Origin of the sequence: Winogradskyella arenosi, assembly GCF_003337305.1 — a bacterium.
GTDB lineage: Bacteria > Bacteroidota > Bacteroidia > Flavobacteriales > Flavobacteriaceae > Winogradskyella > Winogradskyella arenosi.
This window is the reverse complement of record NZ_QPJO01000006.1, coordinates 152,567-165,016: the sequence shown is the minus strand read 5'-3', so window position 1 is coordinate 165,016 and position 12,450 is coordinate 152,567. Positions and strand designations below refer to the sequence as shown.

11 protein-coding genes are annotated in these 12,450 nt (G+C 35.0%); 5 read left to right on the top strand and 6 right to left on the bottom strand.

Features of this window, described 5'->3' with window-relative positions; genetic code table 11:
• On the bottom strand, positions 1–1,798 hold a 1,798-nt coding region (locus DFQ08_RS15485; RefSeq protein ID WP_114310951.1), incomplete at its 3' end, for a PKD domain-containing protein.
• Between the two features lie 27 nt (positions 1,799–1,825).
• Positions 1,826–2,281 carry a hypothetical protein gene (locus DFQ08_RS15480; RefSeq protein WP_114310950.1) on the bottom strand — a complete coding sequence of 152 codons (456 nt, stop codon included), beginning with the start codon at positions 2,279–2,281 and terminating at the stop codon, positions 1,826–1,828.
• A 184-nt stretch (positions 2,282–2,465) separates the two neighbouring features.
• On the opposite strand from DFQ08_RS15480, the gene folE reads away from it, so the two are divergent.
• The 5 genes from folE to DFQ08_RS15455 all read left to right on the top strand — a co-directional run bounded on the left by folE (position 2,466) and on the right by DFQ08_RS15455 (position 6,301).
• Positions 2,466–3,143 (top strand): GTP cyclohydrolase I FolE, encoded by a 678-nt coding sequence (gene folE, locus DFQ08_RS15475; protein WP_114310949.1) that lies wholly within the window; start codon positions 2,466–2,468, stop codon positions 3,141–3,143.
• 52 nt (positions 3,144–3,195) lie between these two features.
• Positions 3,196–4,677 (top strand): cysteine--tRNA ligase, encoded by a 1,482-nt coding sequence (gene cysS, locus DFQ08_RS15470; protein WP_114310948.1) that lies wholly within the window; start codon positions 3,196–3,198, stop codon positions 4,675–4,677.
• Between the two features lie 3 nt (positions 4,678–4,680).
• A complete protein-coding gene (yidD, locus tag DFQ08_RS15465; protein WP_114310947.1) occupies positions 4,681–4,914 on the top strand; it encodes a membrane protein insertion efficiency factor YidD in 234 nt (77 codons plus the stop codon).
• A 65-nt stretch (positions 4,915–4,979) separates the two neighbouring features.
• Positions 4,980–5,804, top strand: coding sequence for a prolipoprotein diacylglyceryl transferase (gene lgt, locus DFQ08_RS15460; protein WP_114310946.1), 825 nt, complete (start codon positions 4,980–4,982; stop codon positions 5,802–5,804).
• Positions 5,804–6,301 (top strand): DUF192 domain-containing protein, encoded by a 498-nt coding sequence (locus DFQ08_RS15455; protein WP_114310945.1) that lies wholly within the window; start codon positions 5,804–5,806, stop codon positions 6,299–6,301. The genes lgt and DFQ08_RS15455 overlap by 1 nt, the downstream gene beginning before the upstream one ends.
• Before the next feature lie 439 nt (positions 6,302–6,740).
• On the opposite strand, the gene secDF is transcribed toward DFQ08_RS15455, so the two are convergent.
• The 4 genes from secDF to mdh all read right to left on the bottom strand — a co-directional run bounded on the left by secDF (position 6,741) and on the right by mdh (position 12,336).
• Positions 6,741–9,791 (bottom strand): protein translocase subunit SecDF, encoded by a 3,051-nt coding sequence (gene secDF / locus DFQ08_RS15450; protein ID WP_114310944.1) that lies wholly within the window; start codon positions 9,789–9,791, stop codon positions 6,741–6,743.
• 179 nt (positions 9,792–9,970) lie between these two features.
• A complete protein-coding gene (locus tag DFQ08_RS15445; protein WP_114310943.1) occupies positions 9,971–10,582 on the bottom strand; it encodes a hypothetical protein in 612 nt (203 codons plus the stop codon).
• A 77-nt stretch (positions 10,583–10,659) separates the two neighbouring features.
• On the bottom strand, positions 10,660–11,316 hold the full coding sequence (locus DFQ08_RS15440; protein WP_114310942.1) for a DUF4412 domain-containing protein: 657 nt from the start codon (positions 11,314–11,316) through the stop codon (positions 10,660–10,662).
• 93 nt (positions 11,317–11,409) lie between these two features.
• Positions 11,410–12,336 (bottom strand): malate dehydrogenase, encoded by a 927-nt coding sequence (gene mdh / locus DFQ08_RS15435; RefSeq protein WP_114310941.1) that lies wholly within the window; start codon positions 12,334–12,336, stop codon positions 11,410–11,412.
• Between the last annotated feature and the right edge of the window lie 114 nt (positions 12,337–12,450).

Here is a 12,450-nt window from a genome sequence, read left to right as displayed (position 1 = left end):
TTGCAGTTTGGTCACTTAGCATAAACTCGCCGATTCCATCGTTAGAATCATCATCACAAAGCTCTAAATTAGACACTGCGTTGATGGTTGGGGCTGAAGTAATTGCAAGAGTTATGGTCGCCAAAGAATAACATCCTGCTGCTCCATCCGCTTCTACTCTAACGTAGATCACTTCACCATTTGTTCCACTGTACGCTGTTGGGTTTGTAATTGCAGTAACATCATTTTCAGCATCCAATTGACTATTATGGAAAGAAACTACATAATCATCAACCGCTAAAGGATCTAAAATAAATGGAATTTCATTTTCTAAATTAAAATCGAAAGTTGTTGTTTGACTACACTCTGAGATAGAGATATCATTAACATTAAAGGCCTCCGCTATAGAAATTACAACCTCATCACTCGCACTACATGGATCTCCATAAACCGCATCAAAGCCTTCCGCTAACAACGTATAGGTACCTGATTCCGTCACTGTTAAAGATGAAGACGTTGCACCAGGAATAGTTACGCCATCTAATTGCCATTCAAAGGTGTTAAAAGCCCCTGTGGTATTCGCTATAATTTCGTAACTTCCTCCACTACATATTTCTTGATCTTCTCCCAAATCTACCTGACAAATAATGTCACAGTTTAAGGCCATTGCCGGATCTGGATTTGTATTTTCAAGGTTAATATATCCTGGGGAATTACTAAAGTTGGTAATTAACAAAACAAAATAGGAGTTTGCAGGTGCATTAGGCACAAAGATATCTTCCTCTCCTGAACTTGAGTAACTACAATCCTGTTGCGTTGCCGAATTTAAGTTCGATGTTCCACATTGCGGTTCACTGAAAGGTCCCCAAATAATAAAATCGACATCAATTAAAGACCCTGTTCCGTTTTGACCTGTAGATTGGGTTAAAGTCAGCTCAATATTCCCCTGTTGATCTCCTGTTTGTATAAAGTACCATCTTGGGTTAGGTTGAGACGCTAAACAGCTATAATCTATTCCCCCTTCTGCACTTCCCGATCCTACTGGTGAAGGGACATCCACAATACCATCACAAATTGGTAAGGCTCCAATACAAGCATCATTATCTAAGACATTAACTATCACAGAATTGTCCGAACCAGAACAGCCTAAAGGATTAGTATCTGTCACGGTAAAAGTTACGGTATAGGTTCCTGGTACAGCATAAGCGTAATTTACATTAAGGCCTTCAAGCGTATCTCCATTTCCAAAATCCCACACATAAGTGGCACCAACATCGTCACCCTCTGAAAAGGTAGCACTACCTTCAAACGTAATTAAATCACCTGGATCTACATCTAACGTTCCAGCTACAGGAACAGGATCTACGTTATCTATAGAAGCCGTAATGGTCTGACAAGGTGTAAAGCACCCAATACTTGCTTCCCATCCTGGCTGTGTTCCTGAGCCATTAGAAATAAATGAAATGGTTAAACATCCCGTAGTGTTGGTATCAGAAGCTAAGACAACACCTGGGTTATTACCACCGGTATATGTCCCTATTAAAGGGGCTGTAGTATCATCACCATCGTAAATTTTTAATTCGTCACCATCTGTACCGATAAAGAAAAATGTCGAAAAATCTAACACCGTAGAATTTCCTGCAACATCAGCACATATTGTGGTTACATAATCTTCATTTGAACTATAATTAGCATATTGTGTTCCAGAGTCATAGAACATCCCGCTACATTGGTTATAAGTTCCGTCTGACATAAAAATGTCTTGAGACAACCCTATTTGAGTTGCTATAAGTGTAAGTACAAGTAAAAAATTTTTCATTATAATCAGCTATAGATTGCTATTCTCTTAAAGTTTTCTGTATTGTGAAGTCACCTGAATAAAATAATTGGTGTTATCCACCTTATATACATAGGTTCCTTTAGAAAAGAAATCTAATTGATATTTTAGAGGATTAAAATTGTTTACTTTAAAATCCACATCGCGTTTAAGATTCTTATTATAAGAATCGAAAAGTGGTACTTGAGACAGTTGCTTCCCTTTTTGAGTTTTAGGATTCTCATCCTTATAAATTAAAATTCTGTTTCTTAAAAGATGTTTTATATCCTTAAGAAATGTAGCATTATTATAAACTTTTGAATCTGCTTGATCCTTATAAACTTCATCAATCATTGCCCTTTCGTTCTTTGATAAAGGCGCATTTACATTATCTGGATAATTAATTTCATTTTTTTTGCTATCCTGACCGAATAGAAAAATACTAAAGAACAGCAAAGTAGCTAGAGGGAGTAATTTTAATTTCATGAATTATTATTTAATTTAATCTCGAAAATTAAGGAATTGAATTGTTATTTCATCAATAATATCGGGGATTTAACACTTTTACTTATATAACAGCTGTAATTATAAAACTCCTACCTTATACATCCTATTTTTATTGCTTATCTTTGCGACTCGTTTTTTAAAAACTGATAACAATAATTTTATAATGAAAATCGAAAGTGATTTTAACGACGTTGATGCTATAGGTGACGACCATATTGGCACCTCTAGCGACACCCCATTAAGAGCGGATGCTTTTAAGCTTTCTAATGCGGAAAAAATAGACAGTATAAAGGCTGATGTAACTCATATTTTAGAAACTTTAGGACTCGATTTGAATGACGACAGTCTAAAAGGCACACCAAACCGTGTAGCTAAAATGTTTGTAAATGAAATCTTTGGTGGCTTAGATCCGCAAAAAAAACCAAACGCTTCTACCTTTGACAATAAATATAAGTACGGTGAAATGTTGGTTGAAAAAAACATTACGGTGTACTCAACCTGTGAGCATCACTTACTACCTATAGTTGGTCGGGCGCATATTGCTTATATCTCTAATGGTACCGTAGTAGGTTTATCTAAGATGAATAGAATTGTAGATTACTATGCCAAACGCCCACAAGTACAAGAACGTCTTACCATACAAATCGTTAAGGAACTTCAAGAAGTTTTAGGCACAGATGATGTAGCTTGTATTATTGACGCCAAGCACCTTTGCGTTAACTCTCGTGGAATTAGAGATATTGAAAGCAGCACTGTTACTTCTGAATTTGGTGGAAAATTCAATGAAACCAATACCCGAAGAGAACTTTTAGAATATATTAAACTTGAAACCAAGTTTTAATAGCCCAAATACCGTTAATTAATTTATTGATTCATTTTATCTACCTCTAAATATGCCTTTGTACCAAACACAATCTTTAAAACTCTATAACACACTTACTAGTGAAAAAGAAATTTTTGAACCTATAACGGAAGGTTATGTTGGAATGTATGTTTGTGGCCCTACAGTTTATAGTAATGTTCATTTAGGTAATGTAAGAACCTTTATGTCTTTCGACATGATATTTCGTTATTTAAAGCACTTAGGTTATAAGGTACGCTATGTCCGTAATATTACTGATGCTGGGCATTTAGAGAATGATGCTGATGCTGGTGAAGATAAAATTACTAAAAAAGCACGATTAGAAGCCATAGAACCTATGGAAATTGTGCAACGTTATACCGTAGATTTTCATAATGTCTTAAACACGTTTAATTTTCTACCTCCAAGTATTGAACCTACGGCTACGGGACATATTATAGAACAAATAGAATTAATTCAATCTATAATAGACAATGGCTTTGGTTATATTGTTAACGGCTCCGTTTATTTTGATGTGCATAAATACAACACCTCAAATACATATGGGATCTTAAGCAAACGTAAGTTAGAGGACTTAATCCATAATACTAGAGCATTAGACGGGCAAAGCGACAAGAAAAACCCACAAGACTTTGCGCTTTGGAAAAAAGCTGAGCCTACCCACATTATGAGATGGCCTTCACCTTGGAGTGATGGATTTCCGGGATGGCATTTAGAATGTACAGCAATGAGCACTAAATATCTTGGTGATTTCTTTGATATTCATGGTGGTGGAATGGATTTAAAATTCCCACATCACGAATGTGAAATTGCACAAAACCAAGCCGCTAAAGGTCAAATCCCCGTAAAATATTGGATGCATGCCAATATGTTAGAGCTTAATGGTGCACGTATGAGTAAGTCTACAGGTAATTATATTAACCCTGCGGAATTACTTTCTGGTGATAACGATATTATGTCTAAGGCTTACAACCCAAGTGTTATTCGTTTCTTTATCATGCAAGCCTCTTACAGAAGTGTCTTAGATTTAACTGATGACGGCTTAGCTGCTGCTGAAAAAGGATTTCACAGATTAATGGACGCTATTAGTCTTATTCCTAATTTAAAACCTTCAAAAACATCGTCTTTAGACGTACAAGCATGGAAGCAGAAATGTTACGATGCTATGAATGACGATTTTAACACCCCAATTTTAATCGCCACATTATTTGAGGCAGTTAAGTTTATTAACCAGATTAAAGATGGGAGCGCTACAATCACTTCTGAAGATTTAGAGCTTTTACAAAGTACACTTAACACCTTTGTTTTTAACATCTTAGGACTTGTAAACATTTCTAAAGATCAAGTAGGAAGCGATAAACTAACAAGTGCGGTTGAGATTTTAATTAACTTAAGAAAAGAAGCCCGTTTAAATAAGGATTTTGCGCTATCGGATAAAATTAGAGATGATTTGGCCCAAGCCGGAATTCAACTAAACGACAGTAGAGAAGGAACCACTTTTACAACCAATTAAATTGTGAAAAAGCTGTTGACCTATCCTTTTCTGTTTTTAATAAAGGTGTATCAAACTGCTATTTCACCCTTTACACCTGCGACTTGTCGTTACCACCCCACCTGCTCGCATTATGCTAAAGAAGCCTTAGAAGTTCATGGTTTTTTTAAGGGCGGATGTTTGGCTATTAAACGGATTTTTAGTTGTCATCCTTGGGGTGGTAAAGGTTTTGATCCTGTGCCACCAAAAGAGGATTAATATTACGTTAATGTCATTTTCAATCCCTTCCAAAATATTATATTTACCGAATAAATAGAATATCTATGTTTTTATTATCGATTGATTGGGATCCTATAAAATTTATTGATTTAGGATTTTTTAAGCTTCACTTTTATAGCCTAATGTGGATTACTGCTTTTATTTTAGGCTTTTATATTACAAAACGTATTTATAAAAATGAAGGGCAATCGGATGAGGCTCTAGATTCTTTATTTATTTACTCGGTAGTTGGTATTATGCTTGGAGCTCGATTGGGCCACGTTATTTTTTACCAACCCGAACTTATTTCTGAAGACTTCTTCAGTATCTTTTTACCGTTTAAATTTAAAGGAGGGGTAGAATTCACAGGATTTCAAGGTTTAGCCAGTCATGGTGCTGCCATTGCCATGATCATTTCTATGTACCTCTATAATAAAAAAGTATTGCACAAATCTGTCCTTTGGATTTTAGACCGTGTAGTAGTACCCGTTGCACTAGGTGCCGTCTTTGTACGAATTGGAAACTTTATCAATTCAGAAATTATAGGAAAATATACCGGTAATGATTTTGGTGTAGTCTTTAAACAACTTGGAGAAACCGCCCCTAGACATCCAGCACAATTGTATGAGGCTTTCTGTTATGTCTTTGTATTTATCATATTATTTTACTTCTATTGGAAAACCAAAAAATCGGAACAACAAGGTTTTTTATTCGGCTTATTTTTAGTGTTACTTTGGACGGTAAGATTTTTCGTTGAGTTTGTTAAAGAAGCACAGAATGTAGAACGTGCCGATTGGGCTTTAAACACCGGACAATGGTTAAGTATTCCTTTTATCCTTATTGGCCTGTATTTTATGTTTATGTATAAGCCAAAAACAAAATTGAACTAATGCGTTCGTCCTCATTTATTAAAACGCTTATCCTTCTCATCGTGTTGGGTACATTGGCCTCTTGTAAAGAAGAACAGCAACGTACCAAAACCGATAAGGTAGTGGTGAGTTTTAAAAAGGAGGGCACATTACATTTAAAAAAAGCCGAAACGGCAGAGGTCATCAAAACCCTTACTATTGAAGTTGCTGATGACGATTACAGCATACAAACCGGCTTAATGTATAGAACAAGCTTAGAAACGAATCAGGGGATGTTATTTATATTTCCTGATGAGCAGATGCGCAATTTCTATATGAAGAATACTAAAATTCCATTAGACATCATTTACATCAATAAGGCGAACAGGATTGTAAGTATTCAAAAGCAAGCCCAACCTATGGATCTTACTTCTCTCCCATCGGAAGCACCTGCCACTTATGTCTTAGAAATTAACGGCGGGCTTTCTGACACTTGGGGCATACAGATCGGTGACCGTATTGATTTTGACCTTTTATAAGATTTGTTTATACCCGTAAATCTATTGACTCTCAATAGATACACTTCAGCGCTAAATCCCTTTTAATAATCCTTTTGAAAAACTAGCACACAATACGTTGTGTATTAAAACATGGCCTAGTTTTAACCCTGAAAACAATAAGGGCCACATAATGCCTTATACGCCTATTTGACAGGATTTAACTCTTAAGAGGAAACCCTATACGCACGTCTATTTTTTCAACATTACACCTCTTCAACACCGTTATACGTCTTAAGATTTAGACATTATAAGAGTTTCCTTAGTTCTGATATGTTACCCCGTGACATCATACAACAATACAAGCAATCTTTTTTTTAATGTTTCATATAAGTTTCGTGTTTTTATACCAAAAAAAAGCCCTTCAATTAAGAAGGGCTTTTTTCATTCTGAATCGTTTCAGAAAAGAATAACAAGACGATTAAGCCTCTTCATCCTCTTCTTTTATTTTATTTTTAAGTGCTTCTGTTGCATTACCTTTTTTAGCCGTATCATACATAATAGGCGTTGCAATAAAAATTGAAGAATAAGTACCAACTATAACCCCAACAATTAATGCAAATAATAAATCTTTAAGCGAATCTGCTCCAAATAAGAACATTGCTAATAACACCACTAAAGTTGTTAAAGAGGTATTTAAAGTTCTACTAATTGTACTGTTAATTGAACGGTTAATAGTTGTATCAAAACTCCAACCATAGTTCTCATTAAAGTATTCTCTAATTCTATCAAATACAACCACAGTATCATTCAGAGAGTAACCAATTACGGTTAAGATCGCCGCAATAAAGGTTTGATCAATCTCCATACTAAATGGCATAATTCTCCATGTTAAAGAATAGATTCCTAATACGATTAATACATCATGGAAAACTGCAGCTACAGCTCCTAAAGAGAATTGCCATTTCTTAAATCTTAATAAGATGTATAAGAATACAACCACCAAAGATCCTAAAATCGCCCAAATTGAAGATTTCTTAATATCATCTGCAATCGTCGGACTCACTTTACTTGATAATAATTTTCCGATTTTCTTATCTCCTGAACCGTCACGGAACTCATCATACGTCATTCCATCTGGAAGGTACTTTCTAAGGGTTTCAAACAACATGGCTTGCACCTCTTCATCTGCTTCAATAGAACTATCTTCTACCTTGTACTTCGTAGATATTTTTAATTGGTTTGGTCCACCAATTGTTTTTACCTCAGCACTTTCAAAAACTTCATGAAGATCCGTTTTCACTTCTTCTACACTCATATCTCTATCAAAACGTACTTGGTAAGTTCTACCCCCAACAAAGTCAATACCCTGATCTAATCCTGTTGTAAATAATGATCCTAAACTCGCAAGAATAAATGCTCCTGAGATAATGTAAGCAATCTTACGTTTTTTCAAGAACTCAATATTTAAGTTGGTAAATAAGTTCTTCGTTAATCCTGTTGAGAATTCTAATTTTCCACCTTTATTTAGGTACCAGTCTACTAATAAACGTGTAATAAAAATCGCTGTAAATAAAGAGGTTAAAATACCAATGATTAAAGTTGTAGCAAAACCTTTAATTGGTCCTGTTCCAAATACAAATAAGATTAAGGCTGTTAATCCTGTTGTAATGTTAGCATCTAAAATTGAAGATAAAGCGTTAGAGAATCCGTCTTTAACGGCTTCTTTTTGTGTTTTACCTTTTGCAATCTCTTCTTTTATCCTTTCAAATATAAGAACGTTCGCATCTACCGACATACCGATGGTTAATACAATACCGGCAATACCAGGTAATGTTAATACCGCTCCTAAACTCGATAAGACACCAAAGATTAATAAGATATTTAATAATAAAGCTACATCAGCAAATCCACCTGCTTTTCCGTAATAAAAAATCATCCAAAGTAATACAAAAACTAAAGCGATAAGGAACGACTGCATTCCGCTATCAATAGCTTCTTGACCTAAAGATGGTCCTACTTCATCCGCTTGTACAATTTGAGCTGAAGCTGGTAATTTACCGGCTCTTAAAACGTTAGCTAAATCGATTGCCTCTGTTAAAGAGAACGACCCAGAGATTTGAGAATTTCCTCCAGAAATAGGTCCTGAGGTTACACTTGGTGCAGAATACACCACATTATCCAAAACGATAGCTATAAAACCTTGAGTTTCGTAAGCTTTTTTGGTCATTTCTTCCCAAATTTTAGCTCCTCTAGCATCCATAGACATGCTTACTGCTGGTCTATTTAATGGGTCATATTCTTGTCTTGCATCTGTAATAACAGCACCATTTAATTCTGGCTCACCGTCTCTATTACTTTTTATAGCGTATAATTCTGAAAATTCAGACTCTTCATTTTGAAGTCCCCAAACAAATCTTACATAACGCATATCTGCTGGTAAAGATGCTCTGTGTTTTGGTGCGTTTAATTGCTCCATTACAAACTCTTTATCCTTAGATAAGAACATTCCTATTACAGAATTTCCATTACCATAACCTTGAATCCCTAAAGGATTAACCTCTGCAACATCTGCTGCATCCGTTTCAATTTGTCCTGTTAATTCATCAATAGCATCAGCATTGTCTTCTTCTTGAGCTTCTGTTACTGCAGCATCGCCTTCTTCTTTTGTTTCCGCTTTTTTATTCGCTTCAACTAAAGCTTGGTTTACTTCTAATAAATAAGGAACAACTTCCTCAGTTTTATAAGTTTCCCAGAATTGTAATTGTGCCGTTTTAGTTACTAAATCTTTAACACGCTCAATATCTTTAGCTCCAGGTAATTCTAAAAGAATACGTCCTGAATTTCCTAAACGCTGAATGTTTGGAGAAGTTACCCCAAATTTATCAATACGCTTACGTAAAACTTCAAACGCAGAAACAATAGATTCGTCTATTTTAGTTTCAATGATGCTCTTTACCTCATCATCAGACATATCAAATTTAATCTCTTCACTTAAGGTACGATTAGCAAAAATATCTGGAGATGCTAATTTAGTATCCCCTTTAATAGCATCAAAAGCTGTAAAGAACGATTGTAAATAAGAATCTTGTGAATCTTTTTGTAATTCTTCAGCATCATCTAAAGCTTTATTAAACACAGGATCTTTACTGTTGTTTGCTAAACCTTTTAAAATGTCTCTTACAGAAATTTGAAGAATAACGTTAATACCACCTTTAAGGTCTAAACCAAGGTTCATGGCATTGTTTTCAACATCGGTGTAGGTAAATTGTGCTACTCCTAAGTTATAAACTTCAATAGGCTCAAACGTATCCCCTACTTTAATTTTAGAAGTTTTCAGAGAATCTAAATAACGAAGCTCTTCAGCATTTCGTTTTGATTGGTAGTCCTCTACATTGTCAGCATATTTTGCAATTGCTGCAGCTTCTGCTTCATCTTCTATTTGTCCGGCTTTGAAAGTAAATGATAATTGATAAATACTTACCAAACCAAATAAAAGCGCAAAAAGCTTAATTAGTCCTTTGTTTTGCATTGTTAATTGTTTGTTTAATGTCGAATTGTTAATATATTTCAATAGCTATTGAAACTAGCGCGCAAATATATAGTTTACACGATAATCCGACAATATTTTTTAATAAATTGATTATTGGCTTTTTATTGAAAAAAAGCGCTTGAAGTGAATGTAAAATTAAGATAGGATCTTAACCTTATTTAAGCATTGGGGCCTGCCCTGACCTCTGGAATTACATCTGAAATTGGGGTTCTAAGCCAAGCCGTATTCGCACGGCGTACAACAACGGTTTGCAGATTGTAATTATGTGGTGTTTGCTCATTTTGAAGTCCTGAGCTAGGCGTTTTAAAATATGAAAAACGATCAAATTTCTGATTGTGCTCTACAATTTGTAGGCCATTAAAATCCCAATTCCCATCATTAGAAGTGGTAATTTCAGAGATATTAATTTTATACTGCTTCTCCCCATGAGATTCTGATAAAGGAAGCGAAGTGTGTTGGTTGGTATGAAACGCTACATTAACGTGATCTGCATTAAATATAGCTTGCTGAATCCTTGTAATCTCAAGATCACTGTGGTAAGTGATTTTTAATTGCCCTTGTGCATTTTCTCCAATTTGAATATGGGTAACTCCTAAGGTTAAGAGTTGCTCTTGAAGGGCCGTTATGGCGTTTTCAGATTCTTCTAAAGTAATGTTAGTATCTGAAAATTGAACAACCATTTGCTGGTTAGGTACTGTGGTCTGCTCTATATACGTTCCTAGAAACGCTAAGAATAACAGTAGTACTCCGAAATGCAATTTGGTTTTCATTGTCGCAAATATAGCTAAAAATAAAGACTGTATTTCTACAGTCTTATTTTTAATTTACAGTCTTGGTAGTGATGCTCTTAAAGCCCTCCCATATTAGTGTAGCCTTCTGGAGGTGTTAAACTTAACTTCTCATCTGTAACTGTAGTCTTCTTAATTTCTACAATTTCTGAAGTCACTTCAATAGTAGCCCCCATTTGGTTCATAGTCATTACAAAATAAAGAGGAAAACCTTCAACCTTATCTCCCATAGCCGTTGTATTTTGGCTTACTGCAGAAATTTGATCTGTGGTATACATTTCCATTTTTACATCTTGACCATTTTGTTTCATGCCAATTATGTACTGTTGACATTCGTAACCTAAAATCGTTTTAGTTGCCGTTCCTTTTTCAACCGTAACATTTTTTAAATCTTCTTCACTAGGTGCAAAAGATTGAAGCATGTATTTTTTACCCATCCCCGGACGGTCCATCATCATTAACATTTGCTGCTCTGCCGCATCAATAATAATAGTAACGTCACCCGTCATAGGACTACTAGTTTCACTTCTAGATTTTTCACCTTTAAAATAAGTTGTTGCATTGGTATCTCCCATAGCTTTTAACTGGGCATTCATCTGCTCATTATCGCTAGACATGCTTTGCTTTGCAATAAGGATCCCCTCATTAATTTTTTCTTGAGCAAATAAGCTCATTGTTAAGAGCATTGCAACACTTAAGAATAGTATTTTTTTCATCTTGTTATTTTTTAATTTAGTTTTATTATACAAAAAACCTTACTGACAAATAATGTCGGTAAGGTTTTTAAAGTCTGTGTATCTATATGAGGCTTATAACTCTAATAAGGCGTTTGTTTTTTTAACACCTTCAGCACTTGCTTTCATATGGTCTTTTTCTGCATCACTTAAAGAAACATCAACGATTTTTTCGATACCGTTTTTACCTAAAACTACTGGTACACCAATACAAAGATCAGATAAACCGTACTCACCATCTAATAAGGTAGAACATGGGTAAATTTTCTTTTGATCACAAGCAATAGCCTGAACAAGTCCACTTACTGCAGCTCCTGGCGCATACCAAGCAGAAGTCCCTAACAATTTAGTTAAGGTTGCTCCACCAACTTTAGTATCTGCAGCAACTTGCTCTAAACGCTCTTCAGATAAGAATTCTGAAACTTTAATACTATTTCTAGTCGCATGAGAAATTAATGGCACCATACCAGTATCACTATGACCACCGATTACCATTCCATCTACATCGCTAATTGGAGCTTCTAAAGCTTCAGCCAATCTGTATTTAAAACGAGCAGAATCTAAAGCTCCACCCATTCCGATGATTTTATGTTTAGGTAAACCTGTTGTTTTATGCACTAAATACGTCATTGTATCCATTGGGTTACTTACCACAATAATGATTGTATTTGGAGAATGTTCAACTAAACTTGAAGATACTGTTTTTACAATTCCAGCGTTAATTCCAATTAACTCTTCACGGGTCATCCCTGGCTTACGAGGAATTCCAGAAGTAATAACACAAATATCACTATTTGCAGTTTTAGAATAATCATTTGTACTTCCTGTGATTTTAGTATCAAAACCATTTAAAGAGGCACATTGCATTAAGTCCATCGCTTTACCTTCAGCATATCCTTCTTTAATATCTAAGATGACTACTTCTGATGCAAAATTTTTAATTGCAATATACTCTGCACAACTTGCTCCTACGGCACCTGCACCAACTACTGTTACTTTCATGTTTGTTATATTTTTTTAATGTGAAAATTAAGTGTTAAAAATCACTGTAAATTTACAAATAAAATTACTTTAAAAGAAGAAAGCACAAGTCTAAATCTTGTGCTTTTGCATGTT